This is a genomic window from Sorangium sp. So ce281 (assembly GCF_051527395.1).
Taxonomy (GTDB): domain Bacteria; phylum Myxococcota_A; class Polyangia; order Polyangiales; family Polyangiaceae; genus Sorangium; species Sorangium cellulosum_B.
On sequence record NZ_CP150322.1, the window covers coordinates 8,718,791 to 8,738,301 of the forward strand.

General features: G+C 67.0%; 9 protein-coding genes. 2 read left to right on the forward strand and 7 right to left on the reverse strand.

Annotated features, from left to right (window positions below):
• Nucleotides 1–137: 137 nt before the first annotated feature.
• The 7 genes from WMF27_RS33180 to WMF27_RS33210 form a co-directional block, all read right to left on the reverse strand.
• A complete protein-coding gene (locus WMF27_RS33180) occupies nt 138–434 on the reverse strand; it encodes a hypothetical protein (protein WP_437764862.1) in 297 nt (98 codons plus the stop codon).
• 112 nt (nt 435–546) lie between these two features.
• Complete coding sequence (locus WMF27_RS33185; protein ID WP_437764861.1) at nt 547–1,188, reverse strand: transposase; 642 nt, start codon at nt 1,186–1,188, stop codon at nt 547–549.
• A 193-nt stretch (nt 1,189–1,381) separates the two neighbouring features.
• Nucleotides 1,382–2,269 (reverse strand): putative glycoside hydrolase, encoded by an 888-nt coding sequence (locus WMF27_RS33190; protein ID WP_437764860.1) that lies wholly within the window; start codon nt 2,267–2,269, stop codon nt 1,382–1,384.
• A 215-nt stretch (nt 2,270–2,484) separates the two neighbouring features.
• Nucleotides 2,485–3,651 carry an ABC transporter permease gene (locus tag WMF27_RS33195; protein ID WP_437764859.1) on the reverse strand — a complete coding sequence of 389 codons (1,167 nt, stop codon included), beginning with the start codon at nt 3,649–3,651 and terminating at the stop codon, nt 2,485–2,487.
• A gap of 50 nt (nt 3,652–3,701) precedes the next feature.
• The gene (locus WMF27_RS33200) at nt 3,702–4,868 is read right to left on the reverse strand and encodes an ABC transporter permease (protein WP_437764858.1); all 1,167 of its coding nucleotides are present in this window, start codon (nt 4,866–4,868) and stop codon (nt 3,702–3,704) included.
• Complete coding sequence (locus tag WMF27_RS33205; RefSeq protein WP_437764857.1) at nt 4,865–5,563, reverse strand: ABC transporter ATP-binding protein; 699 nt, start codon at nt 5,561–5,563, stop codon at nt 4,865–4,867. The genes WMF27_RS33200 and WMF27_RS33205 overlap by 4 nt, the downstream gene beginning before the upstream one ends.
• Nucleotides 5,560–6,789, reverse strand: coding sequence for an efflux RND transporter periplasmic adaptor subunit (locus WMF27_RS33210; protein WP_437764856.1), 1,230 nt, complete (start codon nt 6,787–6,789; stop codon nt 5,560–5,562). Before WMF27_RS33210 ends, WMF27_RS33205 begins: the two co-directional genes overlap by 4 nt.
• A 406-nt stretch (nt 6,790–7,195) precedes the next feature.
• On the opposite strand from WMF27_RS33210, the gene WMF27_RS33215 reads away from it, so the two are divergent.
• Both WMF27_RS33215 and WMF27_RS33220 read left to right on the forward strand, forming a co-directional pair.
• On the forward strand, nt 7,196–8,023 hold the full coding sequence (locus WMF27_RS33215; RefSeq protein ID WP_437764855.1) for a hypothetical protein: 828 nt from the start codon (nt 7,196–7,198) through the stop codon (nt 8,021–8,023).
• Between the two features lie 774 nt (nt 8,024–8,797).
• The gene (locus tag WMF27_RS33220) at nt 8,798–19,489 is read left to right on the forward strand and encodes a neuraminidase-like domain-containing protein (RefSeq protein ID WP_437943248.1); all 10,692 of its coding nucleotides are present in this window, start codon (nt 8,798–8,800) and stop codon (nt 19,487–19,489) included.
• Nucleotides 19,490–19,511 lie beyond the last annotated feature (22 nt).

Genomic DNA, 19,511 nt, shown 5'->3' on the forward strand with positions numbered 1-19,511 from the left:
GCGCCGGGCGAGCCGTCTATCGCGCATCAAACACCCGCTCGCCCCGTCGCAGGGCCCGCGCGCCGTGCATTGGGTGCAGCTCTGGCTCGACGACCGCGACGTGCGTTCGCCATGACGGGCTCGGGCCGGGTGCCCACCTACGCCGCGTCGAACCCGAGCGCCATCGGTTCCCACGTTGGATCGCGCGCGGGTGCTGCCGTTCGGGGCTGCGAGGGCAAGTTCAGATGATCGAGGATGCGGCGCACCACCGCTGAGTCGGTGATCGTGGAAAGCACGCGCATCCTCCGTTCGCATCTCGGGCAGCGGAGCGCATCGAAGCCGAACGAACGCTTCATGAGCACGGCCCACTCGACGTAGCGGGACGTTGCGAACAACTCCCCTTCGAGCAGCCGCCCCCAGTGCAAGACCGAGATCAGGGTCGGCTCAACTCGCACCGTGGGCTCGGCATGCGCGAGCGACCTCGCTGAGAGCGCCGGCGGAGCGCACGGCGACGCGGGCGCGGGCGATGCGGACGCGGCGGGCAGAGACGCGTGCCCCGCGCACGGCTCAGACTTCGCGGCGCGGGCCGGAGGTTTGGGTGTCACGAGAGAGCGCGTCGAGGTAGCCGCGGCGCCGTAGCCAAAGAAGCGCACGCTCGCGCACCCGTCGCGCCACCTCGCTGACATCGTCCTTTGAAGGCGGCGGCGCATCGTGGAAGCGCACGCCCATGGCGGTCTTCTCGAAAACGCCGTCGATTGCCAGCGTGTGAAAATGGACGTGAACGTTCAAGCTCGAGCCGAATCTCTGAGGGAACCCGACCGAGCCCGTTCGTGCACATGCGATGCTCGCGAGCCGCGTGGTTACGCGGGCGATCTCCTCCGCGAAGGTGCGCTCCATCGCCGCGAGGACGTCGGACCTTCTGGCCGCAAGCGCGCGCAGCTGACGGCGCTTCGCGCCGCAGGCCAATTCAACGTTGGGCTGGCAGAGTGCGGGCACGCAGGCAAGATCCCGAAACAGGCGGCAGCGGATCGAGGGGCCCGACAACAGGGCGGCGAGCGAAGGAGAATCCCGCGGCGCTGCGCCGCCAGGCCAGGCGCCGACCCCGATCGGTGATGCCGCGCGCCCTTCACCGCGGGCGACGCGACGGCGGAGGGCGCCCCGTTGGGCCACACCAGAGCCGCCCTCGGCGGCGAAACAGGCGGAAGCCATGAGAATCGCTACTGTTTCCAGCGACCGCTCGTCATCGACTGGTGTTTCTGGCGGGATTTCTGACCGCTTTACTAGCCCGTCCGGTCAGGCGGCGGCGTGCGGGCAGCAGCGCGGCATGGCAAGCGCTCTCGCCGCGGCAAAGCCGCCGGATGGCCCCGCTGCGGGCGTGGCGAGAGCGGTCGCGGCCGCGCTCTCACACCGTGTCCCGCGGCGCGCCGACGAACGCGCTCTCGTCGTAGTGGCTCCTGGGGTTCCACGCCGCGTAGCCCGCGCAGCCGGCATCGTCGTTCGCGCGGATCTGCTCCTGGATGTGCCACGGCGTGTACTCGTACCGCTGCATGGGGCGCGAGCTGTCCAGATCGAACGCCTGGATCCAGCTGCGCAGCAGCCCGATGCGCCCGGGAAGCGCTGCCACCCTGCGCCAGCCGGCCGAGAGCGAGGCATACAGGGTCTCGTAGGGGTGATGCGCAGGGTTCGCGAACCCGAAGCTGCCAGGGCCCCAGTGCGACGGGTACGGCATCGGCATCACGTAGTCGAAGAGCTCCACGGCGTCCTCCAGCCGCTGGCCTATCCCCTCCTGCGGCCCGAGCAGCGTGAACCCGAAGACATCCGCGGAGATCGGGCGAGACGCCGCATTGCCGACCTCCGCGCGGAGGAACTCGAAGAAAGCGCGGATCGTCGGCGCCCTCTCCTCGATCGGCGTCCGCGACCGCGGCTCGCGCGCGGCGCCATAACGCACATAATCGTAATTCACCTCGTCGAAGCCGGCGTCGTACGCCCGGAGCGAGATCTCCGCGATCTCGTGCCATCGCGGCTCCGAGCCCGGGTCGTGCCAGCCCCGCGGGCCGCCCTTGAACGCGACGAGCCGGGCGATGAGGTAGATACCGGCGTCGCGGAGGGCGCCCAGCTGGGCCCTGGTCACCTCGTCACGCTCGAAGAGGAGCGCGCCCCCCTCCGACCGGATATCGATCACCAGGGAGTTCAGCTCTGTCCGCTGGACCAGGGAGGAGAGCCGATTCAGCCGCTCCACGTTCCTCCCCGCCGCGAAGTTCACGTAAATCGCCTTGGTGATCGTGGGCATGCTGTTCCCCCCGGCGAGGGGAGAGCACGTCCCCGGCCAAGGGAGCGCCGGGCGCGCCGGAACACCTTTCGCAGCCCTTTTCAGCGGGGAAATTGAACAGGGAGGCGGGGAGACAGGGAGTATTTGAAGATTTACCTCCTCGTCTCCCCGCCTCCCTGTGAACTTTCCGAAGAATTTGCGGGGGATGCCTCAGGCGCCGCCTCCCTCGCCCCGGGTCACCCCCGCATCGCCTGGATCGGGCTGATCCGCGCAGCGCGGAGCGCCGGGAAAAACCCGCCGAGCAGGCCCATCACCGCCGCGATCGCCACCGACGTCAGCAGGATCCCGGGCGTCGGCTCGAACGTGAACACGACCTCCGACCAGCTCGCGAAATTGACGGTCGAGAAGCGCACGAACCTCATCCCGAGCGCGGCGAGCACGCCGAGCGCCCCGCCCGCCACCGCGAGGAGGACCGACTCGATGAGGAACGACAGGAGGATGCTGAACCGCGAGAAGCCGAGCGCCCGCAGCGTGCCTATCTCGCGCTGCCGGTTGGCGATCGACGAGTGCATCGTGATCATCGCGCCGATCATGGCGCCGATCGAGAAGAACACCGCGATGAGCACGCCCATCACCTTGATGAACATGCTCGTCCCCTCGGACTGCTTCTCGTAATAGACGCTCTCGCGCATCACCTCGAGCCCGAGGCTCCGGTTCTGCTCGATCGACGCCTCGAACGCGTCGAACTTGCTGGCCGAGGCGAGCCGCGCCCGCACCGCGGAGACGCCCCCCTCGCGGCCGAACGCCGAGCGCGTCGTGTGCAGGTCGGCCCAGACCTCGGACTCCGACGAGGAGCCGCCGTCCTCGAACACCCCCACGACCTTCACCGGCCGGTTCTTTCGCAGCTCGAACGACTCGCCGATCGACAGGCCCTTGAAGCGGCCCTGGATCGCCTTGCCCACGATCACCTCGTCCGTGCCCGGCTGCGCCGGCCGGCCCTCGATGATCTTCACCTGCGAGCGGAACGCGAGCACGTCGTCGGGCACCCCGCGCACCTGCACGTTGGAGATGCCTTCCGTGCCGAGCTTCTCGAGGAGGATGACCGCCACCACCTCCCCCACCCCGTCCGGCTTGCCGTCCTGCCGCTTCGCGACCTCGGCGCTCGCGAGGATCACGCCGATCTGCTGCTCCTCGATGCTGCTCACCATCTCGGCGTCGGAGCCCTTCCGCATCACGATCGCGACGTCGTCCCGCGCGGTGCGCCCCAGGGTGCGCTCCACGCTGTTCGCGAGCATCAGCACCGACGCGAACACGAACACCACGAGGCCGAGACCGGACGCCGTCGCGAGGGTCGTCGTCTTGCGCACCACCAGATTTCGAACGTTGTAGGCGACGGGGATCATGAGCGCTCTCTCCCGCTTTCAGGGTGTCGAAGACAGGCTGCGTGGGTCGCTCACGCCACGCGCCGGAGCGCGTCGGTGACCGAGAGTTTCGATGCGTTGTACGCCGGGATGAGCGACGCGACGAGCGACAGCCCCATCGAGAGCAGCACCGCCATGACCATCGTCGAAGGCTCGATCCGGAAATAGGGGAACCAGGCGCCCATGTCCTCCTCCAGCCACCGGCCCAGCCCGAGCTCGACGATCGGATACGAGACCACGAGCCCGAGCAACCCGGCCAGAAGCCCGATGGTCGCCGCCTCGCCGATGATGAAGATCCTCACGTGCTTCGGCTCGAACCCGAGCGCGCACAGCACGCCGTACTCCCGAGTCCGCTCCCGGACACCCATGGCGATCGTGTTGCCGAGGATCATCATCATGATGAGAAGGATGATGATGGACACGACGTTGAGCGCCGTCAGCACGGCCGACATCATCGCCATGAACGACAGGTTCATCGCCCGCTCGCTCATCGTCGCCGTCTGGACGTCCCTCTCGTCGAAGATCTTGTCGATCGCCGCGCTGATGTCCGCGCTCCGCGACGGGTCGTCGATCCGGGCGGTCATCCAGCCGATCTGGTCGCGCTGCCGCTCGGGGAGCGACTCGTTCAGGTAGTCGTAGTGGAAGATGAACTGCGACCTGTCGATCGACTTGCGCGTCGCCGTGTAGATCCCCGAGACGTTGAACTGCCAGTTTCCGGGGTAGATCGTCCCCTCCAGCGTCACCGTGTCGCCCGGCTTCACCTTGAGCCGGGTCGCGAGGACGTCGCCCACGATGGCGCCCTTCCTGTCGCCCAGCCACCGCTCCATGTCCTCGGGCGAGACGACCATCTCGTCGTAGACCTTGAAGAAGGTCTTCGACTCGACGGCCATCGAGGCGAAGAAGTTGTTGGCGTCGCGCGGGTCCTTGGCGCCGAACCAGCTCATGAAGGACCCCTCCGTCACGCCGGGGACCTCGCGGACCGTGTCCATGTAGCGCTTCGGCAAGGGGAGGATGAACGAGATCTTGTGCCGCGTCGCGATCCGGTCCTTCGCCGCGTGGTCGGCGGCGACGTTCCACGCCGAGAGCACCGTCCGAAGGAGCACGAACGCGAGCACCGCCACCACCGCGCCGATCACGGTCAGCAGCGTCCTGAACTTGTTGCGGAGGACGTTCCTGGCGGCGACGGAGACGAGGTTCATGACAGGTTCCCCTTGTCGAGCCGGCGCGTCACCGTCGCGCGCTCGGCGGCCTGCGGATCGTGCGTGACCATCAGGATGGTCTTCTTGAACTCCTTGTTGAGCTTCTCCAGGAGCGCCAGGATCTCGTCGGCGCTCTTGCGATCGAGATCGCCGGTCGGCTCGTCCGCCACGATGATCGCCGGGTCGTTCACGATCGCCCGCGCGATCGCGACCCGCTGCTCCTGGCCGCCGGAGAGCTGCCGGGGATAATGGCCCATCCGATCCTCGAGCCCGACGACGCGCAGGGCCGTCTGCGCGCGCTTCCGCCGCTCGGACGAAGACAGGTTCGTGAGCAGGAGCGGCAGCTCGACGTTCTCGACCGCGGTGAGCACCGGCATCAGGTTGTAGGCCTGGAAGATGAAGCCCATCGTCCTGGAGCGGAAGCGCGCCAGCTCGCCGTCGCTCATCCGCGTGAGGTCCTGCCCCGCCACGCGCGCCGAGCCGCGCGTCGGGCGATCGAGCCCGGCGATCAGGTTGAGCAGCGTCGACTTGCCCGACCCCGAGGGCCCCATCAGCGCCTCGTACGACCCCTCAGGGATGTCGAGCGTGATGTTGTCGAGCACCACGATCGGCTCCTTGTCGCGGAAATAGCTCTTGCCGACCCCCTGCAGCTCGACAATGGGCTTCGGCTTCCCGTCGCGATACCCCTCGGTCATTCGCTCCCCTTTTCCTTCTCTTTGACCTTCTGACCGTCCGCGAGGTCGGCCGCCGGCCTCGCCACGAGGCGCGCCCCCGGGGCCGGGCCGTCGAGCAGCTCCAGCCCGCCGGGCGCGGGGCCGCCCACCTTGATGGGCACCATCCTCGCCTGGCCCTCGTTGACCACGAACACCACCTTGGCGCCGCCGCGCTCGACCACCGCGGCCTCCGGGACGACCCGCTTCGGCGGCTCCTTCATCGCCTCCTCGGACAGCGCCTCGGCGAGGAAGCTCACCCGCGCGCTCATCTCCGGCAGCGCCTCCTTCGCCTCCCCGATGAACTTCACCTTCACCGGGATGGTCGCCTTGGCGCGGTTCACCCGCTTGCCGATCTCGAGCGTCGTGCAGCGGTGCCGCTTCGAGGGATACGCGTCGAGCACCACCTCGCACGGCTTGCCGGGCTCGACGAGGTAGAGGCGCGTCTCCGGGACATCGGTCTCGACGACGAGCGACGTGAAGTCGGCGATCTCGACGAGGTGCGGCAGCTCGAGGCCGACGACCTCGCCCACCTCCGGCGGCTTCGACATGATCGTGCCGCCGATCGGCGCGACGATCCTCCGGTCGGCCAGCGTGACCCGGAGGCTCTCGACGTCGGCCGCGGCGGCCTTGACCTCGGCGTCGGCCGCGGCGGCCGACTGGGTGAGCGAGTGCATGCGCGCGGTGAGGTCCTCCATCGAGGCGCGGCCGGTCACCTGGCGCTCGACCAGCAGCCGCTCCCGCGCGAGCTGCTGCTCCACCTCGCCAATGCTCGCCCGGGAGGCCGCCGCGCGCGCCCGCGCCGCCGCGACCTTCGCCTGGGCCGCGGCCACGAGGCTCTTCTGGTCGGCGTCGTCGAGCTCCACGAGCAGGTCACCCTGCTTCACCACGTCGCCTTCCTTGACGTGCACCCGCGCGATGCGGCCGGGGATCTTGGCCCCGACCTTGGACACGACCTGCGGGACCACATACCCGGTCGACGTCACGGAGATCGACGCCTGCGCCGGCGAGACCAGCGCGACCTCCGTGGTGGTGACCTCGGTCTTGAAGATCGCGCTCTGCGCCCTGGGCAGGGCGAACGCGGCGGCGCCGGCGACCGCCGCGAGCACGACCGCGGCGACGAGGGCGGTGCGGAGCGGGCTCCGTCGATCGGGATCGACGTCCCGCTGGATCCGCAGCGAGGCGAGATCCGAGCTGAGCTGGTCGGACACGGCGTCTCCTTAACACGCTTCCGGCATCGCGTTGAACTTCTATCGCCCATTTCTGACGCGCGGCGCCACCCGCGCCCGACACGCAGGACGCGGCCTCGCGCCCGGCCCTGGAGCGGCGCTTGCCTCATATCAAAATCGCCTCCCGCCGTGGCAATCCGCTCGTCCAGACCGCAATGCGCCGCGCGGCTGTGCCCCTGCGCCTCACCCGTGGCAGTGCGCTCCCTGGCGTGCAGCGGCGCTCGGATTGCCGCCTGCGCCGCTGTGCGCCGCTGTCTGTGTCGACGCGGGGCGTGGGGCGCGGGGCAACAGTGCGGCCATGGTGCGAGATGCGCGCCTTGCGCTCCCGGGGCTCCCGAGGCCAACACCCCGTCTCGACGCCCCGATGCCGCACGTCTACGCTGTCACGATGGGTTTCGTCGCGAGCCTTTTCATCGTCTACGGGGTCGCCGGGGTGGTGCTGGGTGTCGCGGTCGCCATCGCGATCGGGCGCTGCCTCCACCACCGGTGGCGCTCGCAGATCGCCGCGTATGCGCGGAGCCCGTCGGCCTCACCCGGCGCGATACGCGAGGGGTTTGCGCTCCTGCGCGGCGAGGTGAGCGCGGAGGACGCCGCGCCGGGAGACGCGGTGATCGCGATCGAGATCCCGTGCGGCGGCCAGGCCAGCGCCGCGCCGAGCCCGTGGCAGACGCGGGCGCGCGCGTTCTCGCTCCGGCTCGCCTCGGGCGCCACCGTGCGGGTCGAGCCGGCGAGCGGCAGGCTCAGCCTCGACACCACCTTCGTCCCGACGAGACGTGGCGGCGCGCCCGCCTACGTGTCCGAGGTCCGCCCCGGCGACACGATCTACATCGCGGGCTCCATGCGCCGCGAGCTCGACGCGAGCGCCGCCGGCAAGGGCTACCGCGACGCCGCGCGGGCCTGGGTGCTCCGGGCGCCCGCGCACGGCAACCTCTGCGTCGCTTCCGAGACCGTCATCGCCCACCACGCCCAGCGCGCGCGGTTCCACCGCTCCTGGGCGCTCGCGCTCGGCGGGGCGCTCGCGGCGCTCCACCTCGGCCTGTTCCGCGCGTTCCACGCGAGCATGCTCGGCGCCGTCGATTCGGCCGGGAGCATCGACATCGGCCCGGCCGCGCTCGCGCTCTTCTTCGTCGGCGCCGCGGCGCTCACCTACCGCACCCTGGCCGAGCAGACCTCTCCCTGGATCGAGCTCCGCGTGGATCGCTCCAGGGCGGCCTAGCACCGCGTCGCCCAGGCTCCTCCCTGGTTCCGCGTGCGCGGCACGCCCCCGTGGAGGGAGGTCGTCACGCGCGGCAGGGCCGGGCTGATGTCCGAGCCTCGATGACGTCCTATCGAGTGGGCGCCCCCGTTGCCAGGGCTCGCGTCTCCTGGAGCCGGACCACTGCGGTTCACAGCCGCCTTCCGGGCCAGGCCGATGAGAACATCGGTGTTCACCAAGTCTGTTGGAAGTCCGCGGGAACAGACCCAAGCTGCTCTTGAACCAGCCTGGGCGTTAACGCGCCGTGACGCGCCTCTCCACTCGGCGCGGCTGACCTTCGACAGTTATCTGATGTCGGCTCTCCGTGATCACCCGTCCCCCCATGGGGATCACCGATCCGAATGCCTTGCTCCCGAGATCTCCGCCTGGTCTCGAGCACCGGTCCGACATTGACCATCAGTCTGCACGCTGACATATTCGTCCATCACGGAATGCCACTCGCTCGACAGCGCCTGAACACAAGCAAGACGGCGCAGCCTGCGACGCGCACCGCTTCCGCAGGCACAGATTACGCAATATTCAACCAACATTGAAGTTACATTCCATCAGAATGCGACAGAATCGGTAGTGCGTCTGTCGCACATGGTTTGCGGCGAGATCATGCCGCAACGCTGACGTTCTGCCACGTTCCCCGGAGGGAGCGCCGACCCTGGCACGCCATGAGGCGAGCCAGGGCATGGCGCGCCATTGTCGACGTTGAAGGTGCGCGCGCGAGCGTGCCTGAGAGGAAAGAACATGTCTATCCCGAACCCTTACATCATCAACATCGACCTGTTCTGGCCCAACATGAACCGTCCGACTCAGAACGAGATCGCGCGCGTGAGGGCATTCGATATCGAGGGCTCTACCGAGAGGGAGGTAGGCCAGGGCCAATACGACCCGGAGACCGGCGGCTGGCCGGTCGTCCTGCAGCGCGTCGCGGTGTTCGAGTCGACACGAGAGACGGCGAACCTGCGCTTCAGGATCTATAGCGCGAGCGGGCAGGAGGTCGGCTGGACGCAGACGTTCAACGCGATCCAGAGCGGGTCGAGGGTGCGCATCATCATCGGCCAGAGCGCCGAGCTCGTGAGCAGCGGCGCGACATGGACCGCATCTTCGCGCCAGCACCGCGCCTTCGGCGCCGTGCGGAACACCATCGGCCTCGCCGCTTCGGGCATCGTCGTCGAGGCATACCACGTCGGCTGGACGAGCGGCGGTATCGACGAATTCCTGCTCAGCAGGGCGGAGAGCGACGCAGGCGGAAACTTCGAGATCCTCTACAGCCCGCCGCCGGTAGCGAGCGCTTCGATCCCGATCGGCACACCCGCAGGGCAGATCAACCTGATCCTGTATGCGAACGAAAAATTGAATCCGGAGGGGACGGACCTGCGGAGGCTATCGTCCTCGGAGGTGATCTACAATGCCGCCCGCGAGCAGCAGCTCGACGTGGTGATCGATCGCGTGGTCGCCAACGCCGACTGCGAGTACGAGCGCCTGGTCACGGGGCTGAAACCCAGCCTGGGGGTCTCGGACGCCGCACAGCTGTCGACCGTACGCACGCTCGATGAACGCCCAGATTTCCTGACCCTGGTCGCTCGCTCGAGCGGCTTCGATGAAGCGCTGGTCCGCGCCTTCGTCCGCTCCTGGCTCATCGCGAAGGAGATCGACACACAGCTTCCTCCCTCGACACTGAGCGGGCCCATGTCGCGGGAAGTCATCTATTCGCTCGTGCGCGCAGGGCTCGGCGACAACCTGCGCGCGCTGCTCGACGTAAATCCCGACAAGTTCTTCCAGACGCTGGTCGCCGCCGTCCACCGCGGGATCATCTCCGCGGCGATCGAGGTCGACATCTATCCGACCCTGGTCGACACCTGGCGAACGGTGCTCACGAAATTGATGAATTTCGTCCCGTTGGCTCCGGGCAGCAAGCCGCCGTGGCAGCAACAGCTGCTCGAGCTCGTGCTCGGCGAAGACGCGACAATGCCCCGCGTTCAGTCCTACTGGACCATGCCGTTTCCTGCCAACACCACAAATCACCCGGTCGCCATGCTCTCGGACGTTACGGCCGGCGACCTGCTCATCGTGCTGTTCGCCAACGACGAAGGTTCACCCGTGACGACGCCGGCCGGATGGACGCAATTGTGGTCCAGCACCGATAATCCATCTGCGCCCGCTGTTCGCCTCAGCGGCTACGCCAAAGTGGGCGTGGGAAGTGAGGGCGGCACCTCTGTCAATTTCCAGACCACGGTCCCACAGCAGGCGGTGGCGCACGTCTATAGAGTCAGCAAGGATAGCTGGAAGGGAACGATAGCCGAGGGCGTCGCTTTTGGCACAGCGGAACCTGGTTTCGGCACCGCGGCCAATCCGCCGCTTCTCGACCCACCCGGAGATGCCGCGAAAACCCTGTGGCTCGCGTGCGCTGCGTTCGATCTTGGGTGGCCTTGGGAGTCGTTTCCCAGTGACTACACGAATGGCCGTTACACGACGTCGTCTACAAGCGATGGGAATTGCGGCCTGATGTCCGCCTGGCGCGGGTCTCTGGCCGGCAGCGAGAATCCATCGAGCTTTGCCATCACTTCGAACAGTGGTGCGGAATGGGTAGCGCAGACCGTCGGAATTCGAGGCATCGACGCAGCGGATCGCCCGAACAGGGCCAAGAAGGAGGCGCTCATCGGCGCGCACTTCGACAACCTCGGGGAGCTCCCCGGGCTGCTCGCGGCGCTGGTCGATGACGAAGTGCTGACCGAGCAGCAGGCCGAGGACGTCACGTTCGTGTTCGAGATGTACGAGAAGGTCGGCCGCTATTACCCGATCGTCGCCGCCGTGTACGCGAGCAAGGCGAGCTCGGGCTGGCGGACGATCGAGGATCTCGCAACGGTGACGCTGGACGGCGCGCACCCGAACTGGACCGACTTCGCCTCGAGCTCGACCAGCTACAATAACGGTCGATACCCCGGCGATGTTCCGGGGTTCAACGGCACGTCCGGGCAAGGAGCTGTCTACGCGAGGCGCCTCTACGACCTGTTCGGCAAGCTGAGCCCGCAGCGTCGCTTCGTCTCCCGCATTCAGGGGACGACCACCCTCGTGGCGGTGCGCCAGTTCTTGACGGATCACCCCGACTTCAGCCTCGAGAAGGGCGACATCGACGACTACCTCGCCGAGAGCGAGCTCACGCTGAACGCCGACACAGTCGGCTCGATCAAGCAGCTCCAGCGCCTGTTCCGCTTGACCCCCGATTTCGACGCGGCCGCTCACCTCATCGGCCAGGCGCTCGACTCCGCGGTCCGGATCGCACGTATCCCGGAAGACCGATTCGTGGCGGATCATGAAGAGCACGTGGGTGGGCTCACGGCGGCGCGCGATATCCACCGCACGGCATCTCATTACGCGAACGAGATCCTCGCGACGCTGGTCAAATTCCACCCGAACCTGAACGAGGTCGGCGGCCTAAGCGCCGTGCCGGGGCCTGTCAACTTCACCGTGCTCGATCCGACGCACGGCTACACGCCCGACCTCGTCGACACGCCGGACGACACAGTTTCGGGCAAGTTCCCGAACTGGATCACCCTGTTCGGCGACCTCAACAAATGTGCCTGCAAGCACTGCCAGACGGTGCTGAGCCCCGGCGCGTACCTGATGGACCTGCTGGAGTGGGTCGACGGCGCGCCCAAGAGGACGCTGTTCGAGCGCCGGCCCGACCTCGAGGACATCGAGCTCACCTGCTCCAACACGAACACGGTCTTGCCGTATATCGACATCGTCAACGAGGTCCTCGAAGCGGTCGTCGAGCCGCTCGAGTTCACCATCGGCGTCACGCCCGAGACGATGAACCAGGCAAAGGACGGCGTCGAGGGGGCGCTGGGCGCGCTTCGCAGCGCGGTTCTGGCCGAAGGGTACGTGCTCAGCGAGCGCGCGGTCGCCACTCAGAGCGCCGCCTATACCGAGCCGAGCAAAGAGTGGATCGTCGAGGACGACGCCGTCCGCTTCCGGATCCGGGGCAACGCCTCGCCGCTCACGGTCTATCCAGCGCTCCAGACCAACGGAGCGAACGACTCGCTCGAGGTGTTCCCGGAGCACTTCAACCACAAGGCGTACGACAAGCTCGCGCAGGCCGTCTTCCCGTTTCATCTGCCGCTGGCGCTCGGCAGGGAAGAAATCGACATCTTCCTCAAGCAGAAGAACATCCGAAAGCATGAGATCCTCGAGGCGTTCTCGACGAGCGACGCCGACACGAAGCTCCTGGATCCGAACATCGCGCTCGCCTACCTGAACCTGACGCCCTCCGAGGCTCAGGCGATCCTCGGCGCGGAGCGCCCGGTGCCGGAGTACTGGGGCTTCGTGATCCCGCCCGGCGCCCACGAGGTGACCATCCGGCGGCCCGACAAACCCACCCTCAAGATCACCGCCACAGAGCCGGCGCCGGGGGATCCGGACACGAGGCCGGCCTGGGTCAAGCTCGTGACGCTGGTGCCCGTATTCCTGCACCGCACGGGGCTGAGTTACCAGGACCTGCTCGACCTGCTCGATACCCGCTTCGTCCACCGCCAGGCCGCCGATACGCACGGGCTTCACATCGTGTCGAGCACGGAAGAGCGCGTCGAGTGCAACTACAACGAGTTCCAGATCGCGCACCTCAACACGGACACGCTGCGGCGCGTCAGCTTCTTCGTCCGGCTCTGGCGCAAGCTCGGCTGGAGCATGCGCGAGCTCGACGCCTATCTGATGAGCCTCGAGGACGGCAACATTCCCGCCACGCTCGTCAGGCTTGCCCAGGTAAAGCGCTTGGCCGACGAGCTGAAGCTCTCGCCGCTCGACGTGGTCGCGTGGTGGGCGAACCTCGATACGCGTCGCACCGGGCGAATCGAGAAGAGCCGCTTCGACGAGGTGTTCCTCGTGGGCGCCCCGAGTCAGGCCGAGTATCAAGGGCTCGAGCGGGTGCGGATCGGCGCGACGGTCAATCTCGCGACGGTGGCGGATGACGAGGACTATCCGGCGCACCTCCGCGCGGCCCTTCGATTGAACTCGACAGACATCGACCGGCTCTGGGGGGAGGTCATCCTCTCACAGCCGGGCACGAACCTCGGGCTGGCCGAGCTCACGGAGATGTACCGGGTGGCGACGTTCTCGAGGGCGATGGGGCTCTCGGTCGCCGAGTTCTACGACCTCGCGGCGCTCGTGGGCAACCCGTTCGCGGAGGGGGCAGCCGATCTCCAGGCCGCCATCCTGAACACCTACGCCGCCATCCGAGAGTTCGAGCGAGCTCGGGCGACGCGCATGTCGGCCGCCGAGATCGCCTATTATCTGCGCAATGAAAGCGGCCCGGGCGATCCGTTCGCGCCTACGGCGGAGGACATGACTCGCGCCGTTCAACGGCTCTCGGCGGCAGCGGCGGAGATCGAGGCGACCTACCCGGACCAGATCCCCGACGCGGCCGCGCTGGTCGCTGCGCTCACCAAGATCATGCCGGCCGAAAAGGTCGTGCGGGCGATCCAGATCGTCGAGGGGCCGCCTCCACCGCCCCAGCGGGACGATTTCGACACGCAGCAGAAATACGATGACGCGCTGGCGGGGTACGAAGCGGTACAAGCACCGCTGAGAGAGCAAAACCGGAACTTTTTGAATCGCTATTTCGCGGCATTCATCGGGTGGGCACCCGACAACGACCCCATCGATCAGCTGGTCACCTACGATGAGGCCCGATCGCGCGTACTGCGCTACAAGCTCGTGTGGGATCGGCTCCGCGCCTACCTGGTCGACCAGGCGCGGACGGCCTCGGCTCTCACCGTCGCTGCCGAGCTCATGGACCTCGCTCGGGATGAAGCCGAAGCGCTGCTCACGAAGGCGCTCAGGATCCTGACCGGCGACTTCGGCATGGCGATCGATGACTGGAAGAGCTTCCTGAAAGCGGAATGGAATACCGCCGAGCCGGGGGAACGCAGGGCGTCCGTGGTCATCCCGCGGGACGACGACTACGTATTCATCATCTCGGTCAGCTTGCCGGTGGCGCCCAGCGCCGAGGTCGCCTTATGGATCGACGGCGAGCAGCGCACCTCCTCTGGGTACAACGAGGTTCAACAGAACAAGCTCTACCTCTACCCTGGCCAGAAGCTGAAAGCGGGCACGGTCCTGGACGTGCGTGTCACCTACAGCGGGACGGAGGACGCAACGCTGCTCTGGCAGGTCGGCAACGCGGACCCGGTCCCCGTGCCCGCGAGCGCCATCGTCCCATTCCGTGCGGATGTCTACACCAAGCTGTTCAAGGCTGTCGGGCTCGTGAAAGGTCTCGAGCTGAAGAGGTCCGAGCTGAAATACCTGAGCGAAGGGTCTACTGGGCTATCTCTCGACGAGCTCCCCCTGCGTGACGACGACGCGGACGTGCCGTGGTCGGCGCTCGCGGGCTTCATCGATCTGCTTGACCTCCAGCGCTCCGTGGAGCTCAAGAGCAAGACCCTGTTCGATTTCTGGAGTGAAGGCGGCGGCTCTGCCGACGCGGGCGCCGATGATGTGGCGGTGCTCACTGGATGGAAGACCGAGGACATCCTGGCCGTCCTCGATCTGATCTCTCCGGCGCCACCCCCGCCGCCGCCCTGGCATAACCCTGACCTCTCGGAGATGCTCGAGCTCTGGCAGATGCTCAGGGCGACGATGCGGATCGTCCGGCGGCTCGAGCTCAACGCGAGCCAGATCATCGACCTCTTGCTCAGCCCAGCGCCGACCCTTGGCGCCGCCGTTCGGCTCAGGAACGTCTTCCGATCGCAGTTCAGCAGGGATGCCTGGAAGGAGGTCTTCAAGCCGCTGCGCGACCCGCTCCGGCGACGCCAGCGCGACGCGCTCACGGGATACCTCACGACCGGCGCCGTCGAGGTCGACGGCGTGAACGGCGAGCAGAAGCCCGATTTCGTCGACGAGAACGACCTCTTCGCTCACTTCCTGATCGACGTCGAGATGGAGCCCGACACGCTCATCTCGCGTATCCGGCTCGCTCTGAACGTCGTGCAGCTCTTCGTCCAGCGCGTCTTCCTCGGGCTCGAGGACAACGCCTCGCTGATCCAGCTCGAGCAGGCCAAGGACCAGTGGGCGTGGATGCAGAACTACCGGGTCTGGGAGGCCAACCGCAAGGTCTTCCTCTACCCCGAGAACTGGATCGAGCCGGAGCTGCGCGACGACAAGACCGAGTTCTTCACGGAGCTCGAGAACGAGCTCGTCGAGGGCGACATCACGCACGAGCGGGGCCTCACGGCCCTCCATAACTACCTGGAGAAGATGAGCGAGGTGTCGAACCTCGAGGTGGTAGGCACCTACGCCGAGGAGGTCTTTTCTTCCGGCGTCAACCACGTCCTTCACGTCGTGGGGCGCACGCGCTTCCAGTCGCGGAGCTTCTACTACCGGACGTTCCAGGCCAAGCAGTTCCACAACGGGGTCTGGACGCCGTGGAAGAAGATCAACCTCGATATCAACGCCGACGTCGTCGCGCCGGTCGTCTTCAATGGGCGCCTCCACCTGTTCTGGCCGCTGGTGCAGAACAAGCAGAAGCCGACGCCCCTGCCGGCGAACAAGAACCACGTCGACGGAGACAACGCCGGAGCCGTGCACGCGGACTTCCAGGCGGAGATCCGCCTCATGTGGAGCGAGTACGTGGCCTCGGAGAACAAGTGGCTCAAGCCCAAGCTCTCCAAGAGCCGCGTGACCGATGCCGACGCGGAGACGATCTTCGATCGCGAGCTCGGCGAAGACAAGCCCCGGACGGCGGGCTACCACCTGCGTGTCGCCGTCGCGAGCAGCGAGTACGTGTCGGTGGATGTCGTCAAGACGAACATTCCGAATGCGGACGGCGTGAGCCGGGCCGACTCGCTCGCCGAATGGCTCTGGAAAGACAAGAACTTCCTCAGACCGAAGCGGCTCGGCACGTTCGCGGTGTGGCACACGGGCGACGACACGCTGGGGTCCAGCGACCTCGTGCTCAAGGTGGGAGAGAGCTGGCCGGAAGGAACCCTGCTCGTGCAGAACGCCGCCGTCGAGGTGGACTACATCGTCCACGCCAGGAACGCCGGCGATGAGCTCCGATTCCTGGGCAACGCGCCGTTCTTCCGGAGGACCCCGGGCGCCTTCCGCGTCTTCGGCACGAACTTCCCCTATCTCGGCAGCGCCGAGCTCAAGCCCTTCTTCTACGAGACCCCCTCCACGAGCTTGTTTGCCGTGAGCAAGGGGGTCGTGACGCGGTCGGGCCTGAGCCGGGAAAAGACGCAAGTCGCCTCGTTCTCGACGTTCAACCATCCGCTGGTGACGGAGGTGCGAAAGCGCCTCCAGGCGTTCGGGCCGGAAGGCATCATGAACCGCGCGACGCAGGCGCTGCCCATCGCCGACAACCGGTACTACTCGAACTATTACTACAACTACTACGGCCACCTCTACTTGGGCTACCACATCGCCGGCGACAGGCAGGCCTGGGGTACGACGCAGCGCCTGATCGAGACGGAGCTCCACCCGACGCGCAGCGTCGAGCAGCCGTATCCGCTGCCCACGATCGAGTTCGGCTACGGGACGCCGTTCGGCATCTACAACTGGGAGCTCTTCTTCCATCTGCCGATGCTGATCGCGGGGCGCCTGAGCCAGGACCTGAAGTTCGAAGACGCGATGAAATGGTACCACTATGTCTTCGACCCCAAGCAGGAGCTCACGCGATACGAGCAGACCAAGCGCTGGGTCGAGCGCCTCCCGGCCGGCTCCCGCTACTGGAACTTCCTGCCGTTCTTCGCCAACAAGGACGCGACCGACAGCCTCTCGGAGACGCTCGGGCTCACCAAGACGCTGTCGACCTACGATCGCCAGGAGCTCACCGCGCTGATCGACGACTGGCGGCGCAACCCCTTCAATCCGCACCTCATCGCGCGGCAGCGGGTGGTGGCGTACCAGAAGTCCGTGGTGATGAAGTATCTCGACAACCTCATCGCCTGGGCGGATCAGCTCTTCCGGCTCGACACGATCGAGGCCATCAATCAAGCGACGCAGCTCTACATCCTCGCGGCCGAGCTGCTCGGCGACCGCCCCGAGGCGGTCGAGCCGCTGACGGGTGAGCCCAGGTACACGTACCGCGAGCTCAAGACGAAGGGCATCACGAGCTTCTCGAACGCCATCGTCGACGTCGAATACCGGCTCGTGAGCAACAGCGAGCACCTCAAGCAGACCCAGCTCGCGCAAGAGGACTCGGCGACGGCCTCGATCAAGAACCTCTCGCTCAGGACCCTCTTCTTCTGCGTGCCGAGGAACGAGCGGCTCGATGGCTACTGGGACACGGTGCAGGACCGTCTCTTCAAGATAAGAAACAGCATGAACATCGACGGGGTCAAGCGTCAGCTCAAGCTGTTCGAGCCCCCCATCGACCCTGCCCTGCTCGTGCGCGCCGCCGCGGCGGGCCTCGACCTCGGGAGCGTGCTCGCGCAGCTCAACGCGCCGCTGCCCTGCTACCGCTTCGGCACATGGATCCAGCGGGCGGTCGACCTCGCGAACGAGCTCAAGGGCTTCGGGGCGGCGCTGCTCGCGGCGCTCGAGAAGAAGGACGCCGAGGAGCTGCAGCTCATGCGTCAGGGGCATGAGATCAAGATGCTGGAGCTCGTGCGCCTGGTGCGGCAGACGCAGATCACCGAGGCCGAAGAGAACATCACCGCGCTCACGCTCTCGCGGGCGCTCGCCGAGGAGCGCCTCACGGAGTACAGCACGCGCGCTCGCATCAGCAAGAGCGAGCGGACGCAGCTCACGATGACCAACGTGGGCACCCAGCTCGAGGTGCTCCAGGGTGTATTCCACACCCTCGGCGGCATGTTCGCGTCCATCCCCGACACCAAAGCGGGCATGGTGGGGCCGTTCCCGCTCATCAGCGTCGACGCGAAGATCGGGACCGCGTTCATCACCTCGATGAACTCCATCGCCAACGCGTTCGGCGCTGGGGCCAGCGTGGCGCGCGGCAATGCGAACCTCGCCGGCATCAACGCCGGCCACGAGCGGCGCTGGGAGGACTGGCAGCTGCAAAAGCGGCTGGCGGAGAAGGAGATCGAGCAGATCAACCAGCAGATCGTGGCCGCGCAGATCCGACGCGACATCGCGCAGCGCGAGCTCGAGAACCACGAAACGCAGATGGAGCACGCGGAGGAGGTGCGCGAGTTCTTGCAGGAGAAGTTCACGAGCCGCGAGCTCTACCAGTGGATGGTGCGCGAGCTCAGCCGCACGTACCAGCAGGTGTACAAGCTCGCCTATGACGTGGCGAAGAGCGCCGAGCGCACCTTCCAGTTCGAGCTCGGGCTCGATGGAACGAGCTTCATCCAGTTCGGATACTTCGACAGCTTGCGGCAAGGGCTGCTCGCCGGCGAGAAGCTCGTTTTCGACCTCAAGCGCATGGAAGTGGCCTACCTCGAGCGCAACCGACGCGAGTTCGAGATCCAGAAGCCGATCTCGCTCGCCGCGATCAACCCGGCGGCGCTCCAGGACCTGCGCGAGAAGGGCGCCTGCGAGTTCGAGCTCCCGGAGGTGCTGTTCGATCTCGATCACCCTGGCCAGTACTTCCGGCGCATCCGGGCGGTGCGGCTCACGATCCCCTGCGTCACCGGGCCGCACACCAGCGTCAGCGCCAAGCTCACGCTGCTCGGCAGCGCCATCCGCAAACAGAGCACGGCCAATCCCACCGCGTACGCCTATACCGGCTTCGACGACCCGCGCTTCGTCCACGATCTCGTCGGCATTCAATCGATAGCGACGAGCAGCGCGCAGAGCGACGCAGGGCTGTTCGAGCTCAACTTCCGCGACGAGCGCTACCTGCCCTTCGAGGGCGCAGGCGTCATCAGCCGGTGGAGGCTCGAGCTGCCGACGGCGTATCCGCAGTTCGATCACAACACCATCTCCGACGCCGTCCTGCAGCTCAGCTACACCGCGCGCGACGGCGGAGGCACGCTCAAGGACGGCGCGGAGTCCGCGATCGTCGACGGGCTCAACAGGCTCCTCAAGGTCGTCTCCGAGGAGGAGACCGGGCTCGTGCGGGTCCTTAGCCTCCGCAAGGAGTTCCCAGACGTGCTCCACCGCCTGCTCACCAGCCCGGGCCAGCCCGTCGATATGACCCTCCTGCCCGAGCACTTCCCGTTCGTGATCCGGCGCGCCCGCATGACGCTCGCGCTCGCCGACATCGTCGATGACGAGGGCCACGTCGACGTTCACGTCATCACCAAGCCCGGCGCCGCGCTGAGCGGCGCCGGCATCTCGCTGAACGGCGGCGTCGACGCGCCGGTGAACCCGCAGAACGGCGTCGCCGTGCGGTCCCTGCCCAAAGGCGGCGGCGCCTCCACGGCGTTGCTCCAGAACTGGGCCGCGGAGACCTGGGCGCTGGAGCAACACGGCATGAGCGCCGACACCGTCGAAGATATCGTCTTTGTCGTGAGATACACGGCGGCGGCCGCCGACTGAAACCTGAACCGTCCGCGGTCTC

What these genes read in the sequence shown, in the direction of transcription:
- WMF27_RS33185 (WP_437764861.1), bottom strand. Translation starts at nt 1,188, where the DNA reads ATGGCTTCCGCCTGTTTCGCCGCCGAGGGCGGCTCTGGTGTGGCCCAA.
- WMF27_RS33190 (WP_437764860.1), bottom strand. Translation starts at nt 2,269, where the DNA reads ATGCCCACGATCACCAAGGCGATTTACGTGAACTTCGCGGCGGGGAGG.
- WMF27_RS33195 (WP_437764859.1), bottom strand. Translation starts at nt 3,651, where the DNA reads ATGATCCCCGTCGCCTACAACGTTCGAAATCTGGTGGTGCGCAAGACG.
- WMF27_RS33200 (WP_437764858.1), bottom strand. Translation starts at nt 4,868, where the DNA reads ATGAACCTCGTCTCCGTCGCCGCCAGGAACGTCCTCCGCAACAAGTTC.
- WMF27_RS33205 (WP_437764857.1), bottom strand. Translation starts at nt 5,563, where the DNA reads ATGACCGAGGGGTATCGCGACGGGAAGCCGAAGCCCATTGTCGAGCTG.
- WMF27_RS33215 (WP_437764855.1), top strand. Translation starts at nt 7,196, where the DNA reads ATGGGTTTCGTCGCGAGCCTTTTCATCGTCTACGGGGTCGCCGGGGTG.
- WMF27_RS33220 (WP_437943248.1), top strand. Translation starts at nt 8,798, where the DNA reads ATGTCTATCCCGAACCCTTACATCATCAACATCGACCTGTTCTGGCCC.